The organism is Psychrobacter sp. NC44, assembly GCF_904846655.1.
Classification (GTDB): Bacteria; Pseudomonadota; Gammaproteobacteria; order Pseudomonadales; family Moraxellaceae; genus Psychrobacter.
The window spans coordinates 20729-42794 of the sequence record NZ_CAJHBN010000020.1; the positions used below are offsets into that span (position 1 = coordinate 20729).

The 22066-nt window shown below is 43.9% G+C and carries 12 protein-coding genes; 1 reads left to right on the plus strand and 11 read right to left on the minus strand.

Features of this window, described 5'->3' with window-relative positions:
* Positions 1-96: 96 nt before the first annotated feature.
* From gltB to JMX95_RS12460, 9 genes are all read right to left on the minus strand, one after another.
* Positions 97-4560 (minus strand): glutamate synthase large subunit, encoded by a 4464-nt coding sequence (gene gltB, locus JMX95_RS12420; RefSeq protein ID WP_201560977.1) that lies wholly within the window; start codon positions 4558-4560, stop codon positions 97-99.
* Positions 4561-5470: 910 nt separating this feature from the next.
* A complete protein-coding gene (locus JMX95_RS12425) occupies positions 5471-6544 on the minus strand; it encodes a hypothetical protein (RefSeq protein WP_201560978.1) in 1074 nt (357 codons plus the stop codon).
* A 129-nt stretch (positions 6545-6673) separates the two neighbouring features.
* Positions 6674-7783 carry a 3-dehydroquinate synthase gene (gene aroB / locus JMX95_RS12430; RefSeq protein ID WP_201560979.1) on the minus strand — a complete coding sequence of 370 codons (1110 nt, stop codon included), beginning with the start codon at positions 7781-7783 and terminating at the stop codon, positions 6674-6676.
* 118 nt (positions 7784-7901) lie between these two features.
* On the minus strand, positions 7902-8462 hold the full coding sequence (gene aroK / locus JMX95_RS12435) for a shikimate kinase AroK (protein WP_045453412.1): 561 nt from the start codon (positions 8460-8462) through the stop codon (positions 7902-7904).
* A gap of 164 nt (positions 8463-8626) precedes the next feature.
* On the minus strand, positions 8627-10966 hold the full coding sequence (gene pilQ, locus JMX95_RS12440; protein WP_201502547.1) for a type IV pilus secretin PilQ: 2340 nt from the start codon (positions 10964-10966) through the stop codon (positions 8627-8629).
* A gap of 27 nt (positions 10967-10993) precedes the next feature.
* Positions 10994-11527 carry a pilus assembly protein PilP gene (locus JMX95_RS12445; RefSeq protein WP_201560980.1) on the minus strand — a complete coding sequence of 178 codons (534 nt, stop codon included), beginning with the start codon at positions 11525-11527 and terminating at the stop codon, positions 10994-10996.
* The gene (locus JMX95_RS12450; protein WP_045453405.1) at positions 11527-12261 is read right to left on the minus strand and encodes a type 4a pilus biogenesis protein PilO; all 735 of its coding nucleotides are present in this window, start codon (positions 12259-12261) and stop codon (positions 11527-11529) included. The genes JMX95_RS12445 and JMX95_RS12450 overlap by 1 nt, the downstream gene beginning before the upstream one ends.
* Entirely contained in the window at positions 12258-12920 is a 663-nt protein-coding gene (locus JMX95_RS12455) for a PilN domain-containing protein (RefSeq protein ID WP_045443917.1), read from the minus strand. The genes JMX95_RS12450 and JMX95_RS12455 overlap by 4 nt, the downstream gene beginning before the upstream one ends.
* A complete protein-coding gene (locus JMX95_RS12460; protein ID WP_201554834.1) occupies positions 12920-13975 on the minus strand; it encodes a pilus assembly protein PilM in 1056 nt (351 codons plus the stop codon). The genes JMX95_RS12455 and JMX95_RS12460 overlap by 1 nt, the downstream gene beginning before the upstream one ends.
* A 193-nt stretch (positions 13976-14168) precedes the next feature.
* Here JMX95_RS12460 and JMX95_RS12465 point away from each other — a divergent pair, with 193 nt between their 5' ends.
* Entirely contained in the window at positions 14169-16826 is a 2658-nt protein-coding gene (locus JMX95_RS12465) for a penicillin-binding protein 1A (RefSeq protein WP_201560981.1), read from the plus strand.
* Positions 16827-17010: 184 nt separating this feature from the next.
* On the opposite strand, the gene JMX95_RS12470 is transcribed toward JMX95_RS12465, so the two are convergent.
* Together JMX95_RS12470 and rpoC are read right to left on the minus strand one after the other, a co-directional pair.
* Positions 17011-17532, minus strand: a complete 522-nt coding sequence (locus JMX95_RS12470) for a DUF6586 family protein (RefSeq protein ID WP_201560982.1) — start codon at positions 17530-17532, stop codon at positions 17011-17013.
* Between the two features lie 167 nt (positions 17533-17699).
* Positions 17700-21932, minus strand: a complete 4233-nt coding sequence (gene rpoC, locus JMX95_RS12475) for a DNA-directed RNA polymerase subunit beta' (protein WP_055124834.1) — start codon at positions 21930-21932, stop codon at positions 17700-17702.
* Between the last annotated feature and the right edge of the window lie 134 nt (positions 21933-22066).

Here is a 22066-nt window from a genome sequence, read left to right on the forward strand (position 1 = left end):
AAATTAAGAGCTTTATATCGTGACCGTCACTTACCTGCTGAAAACCTCTGAGTTAAAAGGTTTTTAAAAGCGGAACATTGGATAATCCAAGCAAAGCTACTGTGGGTCAGCCATGGTGGTCTTGAGAAGGCTCGCAATGTTTGCCGCTTTAGGCTTCACCAAATAAAACTTACGAACATAGTGCTCAAAGTCAGCCAATATCGTCTGACCCCACGCGCTGCCTGTTTTATTAACATGCGCTTCAATCACTTGCTGCAAATGAATACGATGCTCTTCGGTTTGCTCACTTGAGATACGATTCAGATCGATCAGCTCATGGTTACAACGGTCAAAGAAGTCCCCTTCCATATCGAGCACATAAGCAAAGCCCCCTGTCATACCTGCCCCAAAGTTGAGACCCGTACGCCCAAGAATAGTGACAATACCGCCTGTCATATATTCACAGCAATGATCGCCTGTGCCTTCGATGACTGCGTGCGCGCCAGAGTTACGCACCCCAAAGCGCTCGCCAGCAGTACCAGCTGCATATAGTTTGCCGCCCGTTGCGCCATATAAGCAGGTATTACCAATGATGGCGGTCTCTTGCGCCGTAAAGCTTGAGTCTTTTGGTGGATAAATAACAATCTCACCGCCAGCCATGCCTTTGCCGACATAATCATTGGCATCGCCTTCTAGCTCAATATTTAGACCACCTGCATTCCAGACGCCTAAACTTTGCCCAGCAGTACCAGTCAGATGCAGTTTAATTGGCATATCACTCATGCCAAGGTTGCCCCATACTTGCGCAATTTCACCAGAGATACGCGCGCCGATAGAGCGATCACAGTTACCGACATAATAGCTATAATCGCCGCCATTACCTTGACGAATATTGAGCAGCATATCACTAATCATCTGTTCAGCGAGTAAGCCTTTATCAAATGGCTCATTACGCTCAACCTGACAGGTTTGGGCTTTCCCACTACTGGCCGGATGGCTAAATAATAATGGCGTTAAATCTAAATGACGCTGCTTATCCGTGTTGCCTTCTAATACTTCAAGCAAGTCAGTACGTCCGACCAACTCTTCCATACTACGCACACCAAGGGCGGCAAGCCATTCACGCGTTTCAGTTGCTACAAATTTAAAGAAGTTAATGAGCATCTCTGCTTCACCAATGAAATGCTCGTCACGTAGTTTGGCTTTTTGCGTCGCAACTCCAGTCGGGCAATTATTCAGATGGCAAATACGTAAGTATTTACAACCAACGGCAATCATCGGCGTGGTACCAAAGCCAAAGCTTTCTGCCCCAAGGATAGCGGCTTTTACCACATCAAGTCCTGTCTTTAGACCACCATCAGTTTGAATACGAACTTTATGACGCAAGCCATTTACTCGTAGTGATTGATGGGTTTCAGCCAGTCCTAGCTCCCATGGTGACCCTGCATGATGGATAGACGATAGCGGAGAGGCTGCTGTGCCGCCATCATAGCCTGAGATAGTGATTAAATCGGCATAGGCTTTTGCCACACCAGTCGCGATAGTACCAACGCCCGGACGTGAGACCAATTTTACCGACACCAAAGCATCAGGGTTGACTTGTTTTAAGTCAAAAATCAGCTGCGCCAAATCTTCGATAGAATAGATATCATGATGCGGTGGCGGTGAAATCAACGTCACACCCGGTACAGAATAACGTAAGCGTGCAATCAAAGCATTGACCTTGCCACCCGGCAGCTGACCACCCTCACCCGGCTTGGCACCCTGTGCAACCTTGATTTGCATCACTTCTGCTGAACGCAAATACGCTGGGGTGACGCCAAAACGACCCGAGGCAATTTGTTTGATCTTTGAGTTGCGCAACGTGCCATAACGTACTGGATCTTCGCCGCCCTCACCAGAGTTTGAACGTCCACCGATGGTATTCATCGCCATGGCAATCGCTTCATGGGCTTCGGGTGACAATGCCCCTAACGACATGCCCGCCGAGTCAAAGCGCGTCAGAATGGATGAGATATCCTCCACGTCATTAACGTCGATAGAGTTATCTGTTTTTAATTGCAATAAATCACGCAAGGTCGCAACCGGACGGCTATTGACCAAATCAGCATAATTACGATAATTGTCGTAATCACCCGTGCGTACAGCTGTATGCAGGCTGTTAATCACATCTGGATTAAAGGCATGATATTCTTTATTGAAGACAAACTTCAGTAAGCCACCTTGATCGAGTGGCGCGCGACGCTTGAAAGCATTCGCCGCTAGCTGTGCTTGATCGGCAGCTAAGTCAGCAAAGGTCGCACCTTTAATACGACTCTGTACGCCTTTGAAACACAGGCTCACCACCTCTTCAGAGAGACCCACTGCTTCAAATAACTGCGCGCCGCGATAAGAGACAATGGTCGAGATGCCCATTTTTGATAAGATTTTTAGCAAGCCTTTATCCAAGCCTTTACGGAAATTAACCCGCGCTTGAATCGGATCACCAAGCAGCTCACCAGTCGCTACTAAGTCATCAATAACATCATAAGCCAAATAAGGATAAACGCAGGTCGCACCAAAACCAATCAAGACTGCCACTTGATGCGAGTCGCGCGCCAAACCAGTCTCAATGATTAAATTAGCATCAGTACGAATACCTTGACCAATCAAATAATGATGCACCGCACCAGTCACCATGATGGCATTGGCTGGTACTTTATCGGCATCGATGTCTTTATCAGACAACACAATCAAAGTGTGACCAGCTCGGATGCTGTTAGCTACTTGCTCGCAGATAGCCATGATGGCTTCTGATAACTCAAGGGTGCGATCATAGTTTAAATCAATACGCGCCATTTTAAAGGCTGGATCACCCAAGGTCTCAAGCTGCTGCATCTTGCTGGCTGACAGTACAGGCGACGATAAGATAATACGGTGTGCATCTCGCGCTGATGGCGCAAACACGTTAGTTTCAGCACCGAGGCAGGTCTGCAATGACATCACGATAGATTCACGCAATGGATCAATCGGTGGATTGGTCACCTGTGCGAACTGCTGGCGGAAGAAATCACCGACATGGCGGATTTGCTGCGACAGCACTGCCATGGGCGTATCATCACCCATTGAACCGACAGGCTCTTGACCATTTTCGGCATTGGGGCGAATAATTTCAGTACGCTCTTCATTGGTGATGTGATACATTTTTTGCAGTGTTTTTAGCTCATTACCACGGCATGTTTGCGCTGCTAACTCTTCTTCTAAACGCTCATCGTCACGGATACGGGTTGCTTCTTCACGCAGCCATTTACGGTACGGATGGGCTTTTTTCAGTAACGTCGCAATCGCTTTAGTATCTAAAATTTGACCCGTTAAAGTATCAATAACGAGCATTTGACCAGGGCCAACGCGTCCTTTTGCCAATACATCTTTTGGCGAGTAATCCCACACACCAACTTCAGAGGCAACGGTGATATAGCCGTTCTTAGTTGTCACCCAGCGCGATGGGCGTAGACCATTACGATCAAGCATACAGACCGCATAGCGTCCATCTTGAATCACCAAACCTGCTGGGCCATCCCACGCTTCCATGTGCTGCGAATAAAACTCATAAAAGGCGCGCAAATCCATATCCATGCTATCGACATTCTGCCAAGCAGGTGGCACGAGAATCGACATCGCATGGAATAGATTCATACCGCCTGACATGAGGACTTCAAGCATATTATCTAAGCTTGATGAGTCAGAGCCCGTACTGTTCACCAGTGGCGTCAATTCATTCAAATTGGGCAATTTGTCTGATTTTAGTTTTGGCGTCCGTGCCTCAGACCAGTTGCGATTGCCTGTGATGGTATTCAACTCGCCATTGTGAGCAAGATAACGAAACGGCTGCGCCAAAGGCCAACGCGGCAAGGTATTGGTGGAGAAACGTTGATGAAATACCACGATATGCGATGCCAAACGCGCATCTTGTAGATCCAAGAAAAATGCTGGCAAGTCTGATGGCATCACCAAACCTTTATAGATAATCGTCTGACAGCTCAATGAGCACACATAAAACAGCTCATCATCAGCTAAGCGCTGCTCTGCTTTTTTGCGTGCGACAAACAGTTTACGGTTAAAGTCGTCCGCTGCTAAATCATCGGGTGCGTTGACAAACACTTGCTTAAAATCAGGTAAAGTCTCACGGCCAATGTCACCGACGATGCTCAAATCAAGCGGCACATCACGCCAGCCAGCAACCTCTAATCCTTGGGCGACAATCTCATCGCTAAGCACTTGCTGGCTATCACAAGCTTTTGTCTCATCTAAATTGACAAAGATCATACCAACGGCAAAGTTGTCAGTAATCGCGAACCCTTGCTCAGCAGCAATACCTCTAAAAAACTCAATAGGCGTCGCCAGTAGTAGACCACAACCATCACCCGTTCTACCATCAGCAGCAACACCGCCGCGATGGGTCATACAGCTTAGACTATGAATAGCAGTTTTTACCAAATCATGGCTGGCTTGTCCCTCAATATGAGCGATCAAACCAAAACCACAGTTATCAGAAAAGTCATCTGGCGTGGCCAGGTGGGTTTGCGAGGAAATCATTGACATGGCTAGTCCTTTTAGGTGAACGGGCAATTTATGCATCCAATGCAGATCATAAACTGAAGACCGTAAGCAGAACGGGCTAATAATTAATATTCGTATATCCGAATTAATAAATGGTGTGACGCTCATAGACATCATACTTTGAGACTAAGGTGAAAGCTCTGGCACTCCCAGTCATTGAATGATGTTTCAATAGATCATTAACATATTAAAAGATAGTAAACGGTCGCCCTTGGCAATGACATACAGCCCTGTATACCCGTTACCTAATCATCAATAACACAATGTCGCTATCTTGAGTGTCACTTGTTATCACACCATGCCTAGCAATCCAGACTGATTGACTACGCATGTAATAACCGTGCATTTGATTAATTTTGAATATCTGACGCTCTGTAATCAAGCGCTTCATTCACTCTAAAGAGAGCGATAATAAGAGAGGTTGCGTCACTTGCGATAGCTTAATTATAGATAGCAAGTGACAACGCTTGAGACAAAAAAATTTAGTAACGCATCTTTTAAATGATAGAAGTTTACCAATTCATTGTTAAAAAACAATTTTTACGATAACTATACAGAACGTCGCCCACAGTTATATTAGTTAATGACGGACAAAAAATCTAGTCTTTTCTATCGATTCATCCACCATATTTTGTAAGAGAACTTATTACTATTGGTTATAGGATGATTAAATGTTCTATGCAAATTTTGATACATAGTATCTGTGACAAGGCTTAGTTGAGATGCTTAATTAAGATCAACTTCTTTTGAAAACGTATTTTTAGCACTAATTATATGTTTTACGATGCTCCACAAAAAAACCCACTAACCAGCTTGTCAGTGGGTTTTTTTAATCATAGTGGTAACGAGGTTATCATAACTATCAACGATATGGTCACAAGACAAACATACTCTAATTACTTTTGTCTTCTATCAGTGTTTTTATGCTGTCGTTATTGCTCTTAGGAGGATTGGTATTCTTGCTAGTAGTGTTTGCGCCAGAATTTGTGCTACTGGTACTACTTGGCGGCTTCGGTGTTGCGACTACTGGGGGTTTTTTAGTGGTATTTTCAGTGCCTGATGTCGCTGGTTTTTTATTCTCTGATTCAGACTTAGTTCCACTACCTTCATTTTTAGGCGTGGTGATAGAGGATACTTCCTCTTCATTGCCAACAATACGCTCTTCAGTGACCGATAAAGTATCGGAGGTATCTGCTGACTGACGGATACTTTCATTGTCGCTGTTACTGGCAGTTTCTTGACTGCTACGACCAGCATTGTCCCCATTATCCGTTTCTGGCAGTGGCTGGCGCACTGGCACTTCGCGCTTAGTCGGCTTTAGATCAACAGAACGTGTGCGTCTGGTGCTCAAATCTTTAACTGGATCAGGGCGTTCATAATTATCGATGATACCGACATAACGATTGATCTCTTCTGGCAACACACGCACATTGGCTGGCAACTTAAAGTCTATCAGTTTTGCCGCGCCAACCGCTTCTTGTGGACTACTCATGAGCCCATAAGTTAACATATAGCGAACTTGATTTTCATCATCAAGATAACGGAAATAAGCAAATTTATTACGGTCTGCGCGGCCTTCTAAATAACTGACAATCACATCGTTTTCGGCGACATTCATCACCTGCACTGTCCATTTGCCTTTATTCGCCAACAAATAACGTTTGTCTTTAAACTCAGCAGGATAATTGCGCAAATCACGTACCGTCGTATCAAAACTAATGGGCTGCACGTCGGTATCAAGCTCGTGTAACGACTCGATTTTTAAGGGCTGCTCAAGCTCAGCACTCAATGGTTGCGGTGCTGATATGGGGGCATTTTCAATTTTGGCACCCATCGCTGGCGTTTGACTAAACATCCAAATCAGAGCCGTAACCACACCCAGCAGCAAGGTCATTATCAGCCAAATCAACGCTTGACGGCGATATGACTGGCTAGCGGTACGCGGCGTCGATCTTGAAGCTGCCATGGGAGTATCCTTGGTGAAAATAAAGTTGACCGCATTCAAGAGATGCGCAGTAAGTAGAATGGCGGCGAGCCAGTCTGCTTTAAACCGTTGCGTTCAGTGAGTATTCACGAGCACTAAAGCTTTAAGACATTATACGCGGTGTTGTGATAATACCTCGTACAAAAGCTCTTCATCGAAATCACTGGTCAATACGGCCTGACCTAGTGATTTTAACAAAATCAGGCGGATTTGTCCGTGTTTCACTTTTTTATCATGTCCCATCAAACTTAGCGCCGTTTGTGTATCAATGCGTGGCGGGGTGATAGGCAAATTTGCTAAGTTTAAAATACGCTTAATACGAGCAATGTCTTCGACCGTTAACCAACCCATTCTCTGTGATAACTCTGCGGCTTGTACCATGCCAGCAGCGACTGCCTCACCGTGTAGCCAATTACCATAGCCTTCATGTGTTTCAATGACATGACCAAAAGTATGACCGAAATTTAACAATGCTCGCACGCCTGACTCTCTTTCATCTTGCGCGACGATATCGGCTTTATACTGACAGCAGCGTTTTACGGCATCACCAAGTACCGCTAAATTCAAATCCATCATCGCTGGCAGATTGACTTCCAGCCAATCTAAGAACGTGACATCCATAATGAGTGCATATTTAATGACCTCAGCCAACCCGGCTGACAACTCGCGCGCTGGCAAAGTCTTGAGCGTACTCATATCAGCAAGTACCATTTGTGGCTGCCAAAAAGCGCCAATCATGTTTTTGCCTTGAGGATGATTGATGCCCGTCTTACCACCAACGCTCGAATCCACTTGTGACAGTAGCGTGGTTGGAATCTGGATAAAATTTACACCACGCATAAAGCTTGCTGCAGCAAAGCCCGTCATATCACCAATAACGCCACCACCTAGAGCAATAAGCGTAACGTCACGATTAAAATGCTCGGCCATCAATACATCGTAAATTTGATTGATACTGCTCTGATGCTTATATTGCTCACCATCTGGCAATACGCAAACACGCACAGTGAACTGCTCTGTTAACTCTTTTTCTAAAGCGTTTAGGTATAAAGGCGCAACAGTATCATTAGTGACAATCAATACTTGGCGACCACGAATATAAGGTGTGATCAGCTTTGCCATACTGTTGTGATTTATCGCTGTTTTCTCAGTAATGACGATTGGATAGTCATGGCTTTGCGTATGAACCGTTAAACCGTCATGAAACAGTGGCGTTGCCATTAAGCACTCCCTAAACATTTTGAATGAGATAAAAGTAGCTGAGCTTAACTAGGGCGCGTCCTGATTTTTATCACCATTTTTAAATGAGGACACGCCTTGATAAAGTTTATCATTATGGTTAATTTTCTTTATCTTCTGGTGCTATAGCAGTCGAGTCAGTAAATGACTCTAGTTGCTGTAAGAGCTGATTGACCATATGACGGGGATAAGTATGACCAGTTGGCATAATAATATGAGCGACTTGGCGATATAAGGGATCACGAGTGCTATATAAATCTTGCAAGATTTTTCTAGGATTTGGCTGCTGTAACAGTGGTCGTGATTTGTCTTTAGCCGTGCGAGCCATTTGCACATCAACTGGCGCATTCAAATAAACCACGATGCCGCGCTGATGCAAAAACGCTCTGTTTTCAGCACACATCACAGCGCCACCACCAGTCGCTAAGACGATTTGGTCTTTTTGAGTCAACTCATCGATGGCGCGCGTTTCACGCTCACGGAAGCCCGCCTCGCCTTCTTTAGCGAATATCCAAGCTATGTCAGCCCCTGTCTGCGATTCAATGTACCAATCGCTGTCTACAAAGGTGCGCCCCAACTGCTTAGCCAGCAATTTACCGATGGTTGTCTTCCCTGCTCCCATCGGCCCTACTAAAAATACCGACGGCAATTCCTCCACCATAATACTTACTCAGCTAAATTAGCTATGATACAACGTCATTGATATTCTGGCTAGTAATGAGCGTTGATTATTGTTAGTAAAATTCAATCAATATGAAAATTTTCCCATAAAAAAAGCAAGCGTTGATGCTTGCTTCTTTTGAGCGAAAACCAATCAATAAATGATTAATCTATGCGGCTAATACCATCATTGATCAATTTTGGCGTGATAAATATCAATAACTCTTCTTTCGAATTACTACGCACGTCTTTACGGAAAGCGCGACCAATATAAGGCAGATCTCCTAAGAAAGGTACTTTATCGACACCATTGCTGGTACGATTCTTAAAGACACCACCCAACACAACCGTTTGACCATCTTCAACAATAACATTGGTCGAAATAGAGTCTTCAGCAATAGCAACCTGATTGTTAATAATGGTCGGCGTACCGTTAGTGATTAACAATTGCAAGCCGATTTTACCATCTGGGGTGATATTTGGTGTGGCCTCTAAACTCAATGCTGCTTCTTTAAAGCTAGTGGTAGTTGCTCCACTGGCAGACGCTTCTTGATAAGGAATCTGCGTCCCTGAAGAGACTTTCGCCGTTTGCTTGTCTGCTGTCAGAATCTTCGGCGTAGAAATCACTTCACCGCGATTATCCGCTTGCAGTGCTGACAATTCAAGATCAAGCATCACATCTGACATGCTCAGCAAGCCAAAGGCAATACTACCAGCAGGGTTGGCAACCCCTAAATCGACGTTTAAGTTATCAGGACGAGTAATATCGTATGAAGGATAAGAAACTGTTTGACCATTTACCGTCGTCGTTTCTACATCAAAGTCTTTTAAATCCCATAGCGTTTGATTACTACCACCGACCAATAAATTACGGTTGTTAGCAGCACCATTTGACAAGATACCCCAACGAACCCCAATCTCTTTACTAAAGCTATCAGTGGCACTCACAATACGCGCTTCAATCATGACCTGACGGACTGGAATATCAATTTTACCAATCAATTTATGGATATTTTCGATACTGTCAGCCACATCTTTAATAATTAAAGTATTGGTACGTTCATCTACCGTTACCGTTCCACGATTAGACAATAAGGTATTGTTATCAGCAGCATTTGCATTGCTGCCACCTGATGAGCCACTGCCTTGAGAAATAAGTGTCAAAACATCTGGCGCTTTTGCATAGCTAAGACGAATATATTCTGTGCGTAATGGCGCAAAAGACTCAACTGCTTGCTGTGCTTCAAGCTCACGTGCTTCTTGCTCAGCAAGCTCGGTGGAAGGCGCAACCAAAATGACATTGCCATTCTCACGCTTACCAAGATTCTTACTCTTTAGAATAATATCTAGCGCTTGATCCCATGGGACATTAATCAGGCGTAAGGTGATATTGCCCGCGACTGAATCACTAGCCACAATATTCATTTCTGTGAACTGCGCTAGGATATCTAAGACACTACGAATCTCAACGTCTTGAAACTCCATAGATAGCGCTTCACCGCTATAGACTTTTTCTTCAAGTGTTGGCTCACGTAGTAGCTCAGGTTTTCTGATATTAATATTCAGCTGATTGCCTGATTGATAAGCCTGATACTCATAATCTTCTTTGACATTAATAGTAATTACACCATTTTGACCTTGGTTTTTAGTATCAATACTATCAACCAGACCACTATTAATATTCAAACGGCGCAATAAATTTCTTGGCACGGTGCTACCCGTTAAGCGTACCACTAACTTGTTGCCTTGACGTTGCACATCAACGGGAATGGCTTCATTGGTAAGTGCGATGCTAACGTTGCCACCACCATCATTTCCTGCGGCAAAATTGACGGCACTCAAACCATCATAGCTATATTGCTTACTCACTTGCGATGCAGCAAGTTGTGGGCTTAATAACGGGTTAACTCTGACCACCATGGTATCAGCAGGTACTTGGTTTTTAACCACAGTTTTACTGGCTATATTGACTGCCGGTGCACTACTGGTTTCTACAATCGGTGTAACGACTGCTGTCGTCGTGATCGCATTATTGTCATTGAGTACGTCTTGGATAGGATCATTGGTCATTACTGGACGGTTAGGATCGGTGATGGTTAATAGTAAATCGTTACCCTCAATCGATGTCGTATAGTTACCTGCCTGTTTTAGCTCAACAATCAGGCGCGTGGTACTGTCACTATTTAAAGTCGTGACCTTATCAATCATACCAATATTGTATTCATTAAAGCGACTAGCAAGTCCATTCTGCACTTTTTCAAAATCTAGTACCAAACGGCTAGGGTTATCAAGCTGATAGGCGGCAGGTAACACTGGTAAACCGTCAAATCCCAAACGCATTTGTGTCACCGCTGGCGCAGTTTGTACCACAGAAACTTCGTTAATGCGCTGTGCGGCATGGGCACTATTACTCACTGCTACCATGCTGATTGCCAATGCTGAAATGGCAAAAGCAGAAGATACGCGGTTACTCATCATCGTTACCTTGTTATTGCGTACTGTCATTATTTATTCCTCAAAAAATCTGCCGACTTAGCTTATGGGTGAAACCAACGACTGGGGTTTTTCAACAAACCCAGCGCGGCTGTCTGGCACAATTTCAATCAAGTTAATCTGGGTCGGCGTGATTTCAACAATACGGCCGTCATTTAGTCCAAGATAATCACCTACTTTCACACTCGCGACTGAACCATCAGGGCGTTGTACCAACGCATATCGCTGACCTTCAGGTGAAATTACGACACCACGAAAAATCAGTTGCGATAGCTCATATTGCTCAAGAGGTTCTTTCACTCTGGTAATGTCAGGACGCACACCATCGATGGAAGTGATAGGACCTTGGACATTGACTAAACTCGGTGGTAAGAATGGACTGCGCTGTGCGCTGGCACTATAAACAAAGTCTTCTACTAGCTCAGCTTTGGGCGGTGGTTCAATAGGTTGAGCTGGCTGATTACGGATATCGGTCATTGATTGCTCTGCCATACCAATGCGATCCGCACACCCTGTCATGGACAATACAGCCATGCTTAAAACCAATAGCGTAGGCAGTTTTTGAATATTCATTAGTTGCCTCCTGCATTATCAGTGGTCGCAGCGTCAGTGACAGCAACCGTTTCATCACCCTCAGGGTCAGCTTCTTTTGAACGATAGGTTTTGGTTTGTAATACCAAATTAAGCTCCGGTAAAACATCCAATGTCGGCTGCGGATTGCTGACCTCAAAATCATGCATAGTAATGATTCGTGGTAAGGCGGCAAGACCACTAATAAAGCTACCAAACTGATGATATTCGCCCAAAGCAGCAATGCGGATAGGTTGCTCAATAAAAAATTCGTTTTCAATCTCAGGCTCTACTGAAATGTCTTGAAAACGTATATTGCTGCCGACACCCGTCATGTTAATGCCCTCAACCAGCTCTGATACACGCGTATCTTTTGGTAACTGATCGAGTAAGGTATTGAACTCAGCTTCCATTTGGACAACTTGCTCTTGGTAAGCTTTTAAATGACGCGCGCGTGATTCTTTTTCACGATAGCTATCAAGTAACGTTTGTTGCTGGCTCTCAGCAGCATTGATCTCATCGATTTTACTACTAATCGGTAAAGCCCACGCCAACGCTGCGATGAGCGTGATGATAAGCCCTATTACCGTTACCTTTACAGGTAATGGCCAGCTGCCGTAGTTTTCAGAGTCTAACGACTCAAAACTGCGGCGAAACTCCTGTAAATCAAACTGTTGCTTTGGTTTCAGGGCTGTTTTTTTGGTTTTAATCAGGCTTTTTTTACGGTTAAGCTTCATAACTCACCTCCAGGTACAGTGGTACCGTCAGCACCTTCTACAGGAACGGCTGTTTCCGACTGTACTTTGGTCGTGATCACAAACTGTACATAACTGTCTTCAGGATAAATAGGACGCGGCTGTTCGCCAGCGGTGACCGTATTATTAAGCACTGGTGCAGATTCATAAGCACTGATATTTTGTTGGATATTACTAACGGCTGAATCACCCATCCATTTACTATCATCAAGATTACGAATCAAACTTGATACAATATTTGGATTATCAGCTCGACCTGTCAGCGTCAAAACATCGCCTTCACGTTTGAGGTTATTCAAATAGAGTGCCGGCGGGATAGCTTTAGCAAGATCATCCCATAAACGAACGGGCACAGGACGTCGACCCTGCAAGTCTTGAATGACTTGCATACGTGAAATAATATCCTCACGGCGCTGCTCCAGACTATCAATTTCAGTCAAAGCCGTATCTAAAAGAGCATTTTCTTTTTCAATCAATGCGTTTGCATCAAGTTGTTCATCAAGCTCGTTGTTAAAGTAGCTCCATGAAGCAAATGCAGCCAATAAAGTGAGCAAAGTCACTGCCACTACTAACGTGAGAAATTCTTTATTGCGACGCTCGCGCTCTTCTTGGCGCCAAGGTAATAGGTTAATACGAGCCATTAGTCGAAGCTCCTTAACGCAAGACCGCATGCAGCCATTAAACTTGGTGCATCAATGGCCAGTTGCTCATTATCGATATTTGGTGCAATAGTCATATTGGTAAAAGGGTTGGCAATACTGACAGTCACCCCAAGTTTTTGCTGTGCCATGCCAGCAAGACCAGAAATAGAGCTACTACCACCAGCAAGGACCACATGATCGATACTACTGTATTGGCTTGAAGAAAAATAAAATTGCAATGAGCGAGTAATTTGTTGAATAGCATTTTCGATAAAAGGCGTCAGCACATCAAGATAGTAGTCATCTGGTAAGGTACGCTCACGCTTACTAACAGCCGCTTCTTCAGCAGATAGTCCATAACGGTTTTGTATCGCTTCTGTTAACTGAACACCACCAAATAATTGTTCACGGCTATAGATAAACTCACCGTTCTTAGCAACATATAAAGTCGTTTGATTGTGACCAATATCTATCAAAGCAACTAACTCAGGGGCATTTGGTAAGTTATTTACCATGAGTCCAAAAGCACGCTCTATCGCATGGGATTCAATATCCATGACCTTCGTTTGAAGACCACCAAAGGTTAAGGCATCAACTCTTTGGTCAACATTCTCCGAGCGTGATGCGGCAAGTAAGACTTGCACCATGTCATCACTTGCTAAAGAAGGCCCTAAAACTTCAAAGTCTAGGTTGACGTCTTCTAATGGATAAGGTATGTATTGATCAGCATCTAAACGTATCTGCGCTTCACGCTCAACGTCGCTTAGCGCAGCATCCATATCAATAATTTTAGTGATTACTGCTGACCCTGACACGGCAGTTGCAGCACTACTACCAGCGACATGACAACGTTTAGCTAAGTTAGCAATAATATGACCAACCGCTTCAGTATCTACAAGAAGTTTATCGACGACTATACCTTCTGGCAGTCTTTCAATACCATAAGATTTTAGATGAAACATGCCCTGTTGGCGCTGTATGTCAACCAACTTTACTGAAGTGGCACAGATATCCACACCAATTAAATTCTGACTTTTGGAAGTAAATAGCCTCACAAACTCTATACCTTATATTAAGTGTACAATCTGATAGTTATTTGTAATAATTCAGTACAATACTTTACTTAACAGATAGATTCAAGCATTTAAACAGGTTATTAAGGTCAACTTACACATTTATTATGACCTGCTGATTTTGTTCAAGGTATAATGTTTTATCTGTTGCAAATTTTAATTGATAAGTCTTCTTATGACCAAAAAAAATGCTACCGCCCGTCTCATTCACTTTTTGGTGGGGCTTGTTATTGCCTGCTTGGCATTGGCAGTTATCTTAGCACTTGCTGTGCCCATTGGTTTTTATGGGATGGCAATGTATTTATCGCCTACCCTACCTAGCATTCAAGAGATTAAAACAGCAAATTTAGAGATGCCATTACAGATATATAGTAGTGATGACAAACTCATTGGCCAATATGGTAACCGTTTATCTTTACCCGTTACTTTTGAAGATATTCCTGAAAATTTGACTCATGCTTTTTTAGCAGCAGAAGATGCGTCCTTTTTTCAGCACAGCGGTATTAGTATTAAAGGTCTTGGTCGCGCAGTGACAGAAGTAGTGACTGACGACGACAGCCAAACGGGCGGCTCTACCATTACTATGCAGGTTGCCAAAAACTACTTCTTAAGTCCAGAGCGCACCTTAAATCGCAAATTGGTCGAGCTATTTTTAGCACGTAAAATAGAAGATGAGCTCAGTAAAAATGATATCTTGACGCTTTATGTCAACAAAATCTATCTAGGTGAAGGCGCTTATGGTATCCGCGCCGCGGCCAAAAAATACTATAGTAAATCCTTAGAAAACCTCACTATTGCTGAAACAGCAATGTTGGCAGGTCTGCCCAAAGCCCCTTCTAAATACAATCCTGTTGCCAATCCCAGTCGCGCGCTGACTCGCCGCAACTGGATCATTGGACGCATGCACGAGTTAGGCTATATCAGCAAAGCACAACGCGACGAAGCGATCAGCTCACCAGTAGGCATTAACCTCTATAAAGAGAAGCTCGACGTCAATATGCCGTATTTGGCAGAAATGACACGCTCTACATTGGTCAATCGCTATGGTGAGCAAGTGATGCATAGTGGATGGCGGGTACGCCTTACGGTTGATAGCAAAGCACAGACAGATGCGGAAGCGGCGGTACTGACCGGTTTGGTGGCTTACGAACATCGTCATGGTTGGCGCGGGGCTGAAGCAAATGATGAACCGCTAGAAAATTTCCGCCGCTATAGTAATATGACTCCCGCCAAAGTCACCAAGGTTAATGCTCGCAGTTTTGAGGCGACAATGCCCTTTGGTGAAAATGTGACCGTTGGTTGGTCTGGGATGAGCTGGGCACGCAAGTATATTTCTGCCAATCGTATCGGTTACTTTCCTGACAACGCCCGCCAAATTGTCAATAAAAACGATATCATTCGTTTGATACCGACCGCGAATGGTAATTGGCAGCTGGGACAAATTCCCAAACTACAAGGAAGTCTGGTCTCCTTGAATCCAGAAACTGGCGCTGTTAAGGCATTGGTCGGTGGCTTTGACTTTAATCACAGTAAATTCAATCGTGCTCTACAAGGCTGGCGTCAACCAGGCTCAACCATTAAACCGCTTGTCTATACCGCTGCTCTAGAAAAAGGCTATCGCCCAGATAGCATTGTTTCGGATCGACCGATTCAAGTGGGTGACTGGAAACCGAAAAATTCTGATCAACGTTTTTTAGGCGAAATCACTTTACGCCGTGGACTGTATTTATCTCGTAACTTAGTCTCTATTCGTCTCTTACAAGCCATTGGTATCTCTGATACGCGCGACCTATTAGATGAATTCGGACTTGATAAAGAAAAGCTACCGACGACTTTGTCGTTAGCGTTAGGTGCAGGACAAGCAACACCGTTACAAATGGCAACAGCCTATGCTACGTTCGCGAATGGTGGTCACCGTGTACAGCCGTATTTTATCGAACAAATTTATAATTATAATAATAACCTCCTCTTTCAGGCAAACCCACGCCAAGCGTGTGCCACCTGCTTCAATGAAAAACTTGAAGACCTCAATAGAAATCTCCTCGAAGATTATAAGAAGTCAATTGAAAATGAAGACAGTGCTATCGATGATGAAGTGACGGTTAAAGAACAAAATTTAGAGAACAATGATGATATTGATAACATTGAACAAAGCGGTAAAGCGCTAAATCTAAAGGTTTATGATGCTAGTCCACAGGCCGATCGCTTAAAAGCACCAGCGGTTCAATATGCAGTGGCTAAGCAAGCACCTAGAATCTTACAACCCAGAGTCGCTTTTGAGATGGCAGATATCTTACGTGACGTCGTACAGCGTGGTACGGCAGTACGAGCCAAGGCTTTAGGTCGTGATGATATTGGTGGCAAGACCGGTACCACCAATGAAGCAAAAGACGCTTGGTTTGCAGGTTTTCATCCTACCAATGCAACTGTCGTGTGGATGGGTTTTGATCAACCATCAACCATGGGTCGTCGCGAATATGGTGGTGTGGCAGCTCTACCCGTTTGGATGGATTTTATGAAAGCCCAACTTAAAGACACGCCTCATCAATGGGTGTCTATCAATAACCGCGCCAAATCGAAAAAACAAAAGCAAAAAATTATAGAAATGACTGATGATGGTATTCTGGCCGATGATGAAGATACGGATAGCAGCGAATCAGAAAAACCAGTTAAGACGCAGACTCAACAGCGTAAATCACCACCAGCTGAACCTGTTGAAGCACAAACTAGCTCTCAAGCAGCCAAACCTAGTAACAGCCGTAGTAATGATAGTGTGCCGCAAAACCCTTTATCGGTAACACCCGTTGAGCGTATGCCACCGATACCAGAGTAGACAACCATTAATAATATAAACTTATGACTTAAAAAAGGCTTATTTAGCACTCGCTAAATAAGCCTTTTTTATACTTAATATTTTGATCAATACCACTCTATTAAAGGACAGTCATCAGTCAACTAGGACATGTCTTCATTTTAAAAATGGTGATAAAAATGAGATAAAATTTTAATAACTATTTTTAGAACTCAACCATACCAGCACGTAGTTGCTCAATCAGCTCTAAAAACTGCTGACGCCACTCTCGTATCGTCGCCTCATCTGGCAGCCATTGATTCGACAAGGTCACAACGTTAACAATAAGATCAGGTGAGGCAGTATTGCTTGGTGTTTGATCTACGATAGCATCTGGCGGTACGGCGTACAGACAACGCTGATACGCACGCTCTATATTGGCCAAAAAACCCTGCTGCTGTAACTGCTGTAATCGCTGAATCTCAGGCGATACTTGGGTACGCTCGCTCAATGCTTGCTCAATATCTGACAATGTTGGTGCGCTCATGTTTAAACTATAAAAATAACCTAGCTCTTGGGTAAATGCGAGAAAGGCACCGTACAGATGAAAAATAGCAGTTTCACAATGGGCTTGATAGTGCTGTTTATCATCGGTACTTCCCGCCGCTTGGCAGGATAAACGACAGAAATACAGTTTTTGATTGGTTCGATCTGCTTGATATTTGGCAACGCGGGTTTTACCTGCCATTTGCGACTTATCCTTATATGAAATGTAAATTAGGGCATATTTTCCAGTGTACTATTTTTTTAGATAACAGTACCATGCATTTCTCACTTTATTGCACACACAAAAAAGCCAGCAACTTAGGCTGGCTTTTTATCAAATTAACAATAAATCAAAGACGCTTAATACTATTAATTATCCTGATTAAGCTCTTGTGCAAAGGCTTCATCAAAGCTTGCAAAGTCTTTACTATCCGTGCTCGCTGACATATCAAATGCTGCATTGTCAAACCCTGCTTTAAGATCTTTATCTAGCAGTTTTTGCTCCGCTTTCTCTTTGCGTGCTTTATGATAAGCAAGACCAGTACCAGCAGGAATCAAGCGACCAACAACGACGTTCTCTTTCAGACCACGTAGTTCATCCACTTTACCAGTCACGGCAGCCGCAGTTAGTACACGGGTCGTCTCCTGGAACGATGCTGCTGAGATAAAGCTTTCTGTTGCCAGACTTGCTTTGGTGATACCTAGTAATTGACGCTCGAACTGTACTGGGAATTTATCTTCCGCTTCCAGCTTCGCATTCAATGCTTTGATATCAGAGTACTCTGCTTGATCGCCTTTGAAGTGGTTTGAATCGCCACCATCGGTAATCTCAACTTTGCGCAACATCTGACGAATAATCACTTCGATATGCTTATCGTTGATTTTTACACCCTGCAAGCGATAAACATCCTGTACTTCGTTAACGATGTAATCAGCAAGCGCAGTCTGACCTTTCAAACGTAAGATATCATGCGGGTTCTGTGGACCATCAGCGATCACTTCACCACGTGCTACCGTTTCGTTTTCAAAGACGTTGATTTGACGCCATTTCGGGATTAGCTCTTCATGAATCTCACCATCTTCATTGGTGATGATGAAGCGGTTTTTACCTTTAGTCTCTTTACCAAAGCTAACCACACCTGTCATTTCTGCCATGATGGCATGATCTTTTGGACGACGTGCTTCGAACAAGTCAGCAACACGCGGTAGACCACCGGTAATATCTTTAGTACCTGAAGAAGCTTGTGGTACACGACCTAAAATCGAACCGGCTGCTACTTTTTCACCATCGCTGACGCGAATGATGGTTTCAGCTGGTAAGAAGTAAACCACTTCTTTGCCTTCGTCAGTGTTCAAGATAATCGCAGGACGTAAGTCTTTTGCTGAACTTGAACGGTCACGAGTAGCAAGAATCTCAAATGAGCTCATACCCGTCGCATCATCAACTTTTACGGTAGCAGTTAAGCCATCCGTAATCTCACTGAAGCGTGCAGTACCAGCAAATTCTGTGATAATAGGATGCGTGTGCGGATCCCATTTAGCGATGGTTTGACCAGCATCAACCTGATCTTCGTGTTTCACAAGCACGCTAGAACCATAAGGCACTTTATAACGTTCACGCTCACGACCAAGCTCATCGGTCAAGGCGATTTCAGCTGAACGCGATACGATGACTAAGTGACCATCGGTATGTTGAACCGTTTTCATGTTTTCGAAATGCGCTTGACCAGCACTACGAACTGAGATGCTGTTATCCACTGATGCTGAGCTTGCTGCCCCGCCCACGTGGAATGTACGCATCGTTAACTGAGTACCTGGTTCACCGATAGACTGTGCAGCCATAACACCGACTGATTCGCCGATATTCACTTTATGACCACGAGCCAAATCACGACCGTAACACTGTGAACAAACACCATGCTCGACATTACAAGTAATAACTGAGCGTACCCAGATATCATCAATCGCATTGTTATCAAGCACGTTTACCCAATGCTCGTCGATCAAAGTACCTGCTGGAATCAATACCTTATCGGCATCATCGTTATAAGTCACATCACGAGCCGTAACACGACCTAGTACTAGCTCACCTAACTTCTCAATGATTTCACCACCTTGAATATGTGGTTTCATGAGCAAGCCTTGCTCAGTACCACAGTCATCACTGGTAATAACCAAATCTTGTGCTACATCAACCAAACGACGCGTCAAGTAACCTGAGTTAGCCGTTTTCAGTGCCGTATCCGCAAGACCTTTACGTGCACCATGCGTTGAAATAAAGTACTGAAGTACGGTCAAGCCTTCACGGAAGTTTGCTTTAATTGGCGTTTCGATGATTGAACCATCTGGCTTAGCCATCAAACCACGCATACCAGCCAACTGACGAATCTGAGCCGCACTACCACGAGCACCAGAGTCTGACATGATAAAGATAGAGTTGAATGACTTCTGCTCTTCTTCTTCACCTTTGGCATTCATGATTTTATCAGTGGCCAAATTGTCCATCATCGCTTTAGCGACTTTGTCATTGGTACGTGACCAGATATCGACTACTTTGTTATAGCGCTCACCAGCGGTCACAAAACCTTGCTCGAATTGATCTTCGATTTCGCGAACTTCACCTTCTGCCACTTCGATGATTTGCTTTTTCAGTGGTGGAATAACCATGTCATCAATACCGATAGACACACCAGACAATGTCGCTTGGGCAAAACCAAGATACATCAATTGGTCAGCAAACATGACACTTTCTTTAACGCCAACTTTACGGTAGCAAGAGTTGATCAAACGAGAGATGTTTTTCTTCGTCATCTCTTGGTTACATTCATCAAAAGACATACCTTTAGGCATGATGTTCCAGATCAATAAACGACCTGCAACCGTTTCTTTTAAGCTGATTTCTTTAGTCTCATTGCCGTCTTCATCGATATGCGTCTCGGTGACACGCACTTTGATCTTAGCGTTTACATGCAAATCGTTTGAACCAATCGCACGCAATGCTTCATTAACGGTGGCAAAAATCATGCCCTCGCCTTTGGCATTGATAGACGAGCGACTGATGTAATATAGACCCAGTACAACATCCTGTGACGGTACGATGATTGGATCACCGTTCGCAGGCGACAAGATGTTATTGGTAGACATCATTAGCGCACGTGATTCAAGCTGTGCTTCTAGCGTCAATGGCACGTGAACGGCCATTTGGTCACCATCAAAATCGGCGTTAAACGCGGTACAAACGAGCGGATGCAATTGGATTGCTTTACCTTCGATTAGTACTGGCTCAAATGCTTGCAAGCCCAAACGGTGAAGCGTTGGTGCACGGTTAAGAAGCACTGGATGCTCACGGATAACCATGGCCAGCATATCCCACACTTGCGGCTCTTCACGCTCTACCATCTTTTTGGCAGCTTTAATCGTGGTCGCTAAACCATGAGACAATAATTTGTTATAAGTAAATGGTTTGAATAATTCAAGTGCCATTTTCTTTGGTAAACCGCACTGATGTAGACGTAGCGTTGGACCAACAACGATCACCGAACGACCAGAATAGTCAACACGCTTACCAAGTAAGTTTTGACGGAAACGACCTTGCTTACCTTTGATCATATCTGCCAAAGACTTCAATGGACGCTTGTTACTACCAGTGATCGCACGACCGCGACGACCATTATCCAGCAAGGCATCCACTGATTCTTGCAACATACGCTTTTCGTTACGTACGATGATATCAGGGGCGCTCAGCTCAAGCAGACGCTTTAGACGGTTATTACGGTTGATCACGCGGCGATATAGATCGTTTAGATCTGAAGTCGCAAAACGACCACCTTCTAGTGGTACTAGCGGACGCAAATCTGGTGGTAGTACTGGCAAGATGTTCATCACCATCCACTCAGGCTTGTTATTAGAGTCACGGAAGGCTTCTAATAATTTAAGACGCTTAGACATCTTTTTAAGCTTGGTTTCAGAACCAGTTTGCGGAATCGCTTCGCGCAAATCATCGATTTCAAGATCCAAATCGATATCTTTCAATAGGTCTTGAACCGCTTCAGCACCCATTTTGGCAGTGAATTCATCGCCAAACTCTTCAAGCGCTTTATAATAATCTTCATCATCAAGCAGTTGATACTTCTCTAGAGAAGTCAAACCTGGCTCAGTAACAATATAGCTTTCAAAATATAGGACGCGTTCGATATCACGAAGCGTCATGTCTAGCAATAGACCGATGCGGCTTGGTAATGACTTTAAGAACCAAATGTGCGCCACTGGGCTGGCTAAGTCGATATGACCCATACGATCACGACGTACTTTCGCAGTCGTCACTTCTACGCCACATTTTTCACAGATAACGCCTTGGAACTTACGGCGTTTATATTTACCACATAAACATTCAAAGTCTTTTACTGGACCAAATATTTTGGCACAAAATAGACCATCACGCTCAGGCTTAAACGTACGATAGTTAATCGTTTCAGGCTTTTTCACTTCGCCATGCGACCATGACTTAATGACGTCAGGTGAGGCTAAAGTAATTTGAATGCTATCAAACTCTTGATTACCGTTGCCGGTAGGGCTTTGCATGATATCGAGTAAATCTTTCAAGTTGCTTCTCCGTTATCTTTATAATCATCTGATAGCGTATTATTGACGCAAATAAGATGAATGAAGGCAATGAATAGGGTTGAGACAAATCACTAAAAGCAGCAGCGATGCGCATACTGCTTTTAGGTTGACCA

Excerpts from the sequence above, each read along its gene's own strand:
- JMX95_RS12455 (WP_045443917.1), bottom strand. The coding sequence starts at position 12,920 with ATGGCTCGTATTAACCTATTACCTTGGCGCCAAGAAGAGCGCGAGCGT.
- aroK (WP_045453412.1), bottom strand. The coding sequence starts at position 8,462 with ATGGTGGAGGAATTGCCGTCGGTATTTTTAGTAGGGCCGATGGGAGCA.
- pilQ (WP_201502547.1), bottom strand. The coding sequence starts at position 10,966 with ATGACAGTACGCAATAACAAGGTAACGATGATGAGTAACCGCGTATCT.
- JMX95_RS12425 (WP_201560978.1), bottom strand. The coding sequence starts at position 6,544 with ATGGCAGCTTCAAGATCGACGCCGCGTACCGCTAGCCAGTCATATCGC.
- aroB (WP_201560979.1), bottom strand. The coding sequence starts at position 7,783 with ATGGCAACGCCACTGTTTCATGACGGTTTAACGGTTCATACGCAAAGC.
- JMX95_RS12445 (WP_201560980.1), bottom strand. The coding sequence starts at position 11,527 with ATGAATATTCAAAAACTGCCTACGCTATTGGTTTTAAGCATGGCTGTA.
- gltB (WP_201560977.1), bottom strand. The coding sequence starts at position 4,560 with ATGTCAATGATTTCCTCGCAAACCCACCTGGCCACGCCAGATGACTTT.
- JMX95_RS12450 (WP_045453405.1), bottom strand. The coding sequence starts at position 12,261 with ATGAAGCTTAACCGTAAAAAAAGCCTGATTAAAACCAAAAAAACAGCC.
- JMX95_RS12470 (WP_201560982.1), bottom strand. The coding sequence starts at position 17,532 with ATGGCAGGTAAAACCCGCGTTGCCAAATATCAAGCAGATCGAACCAAT.
- JMX95_RS12465 (WP_201560981.1), top strand. The coding sequence starts at position 14,169 with ATGACCAAAAAAAATGCTACCGCCCGTCTCATTCACTTTTTGGTGGGG.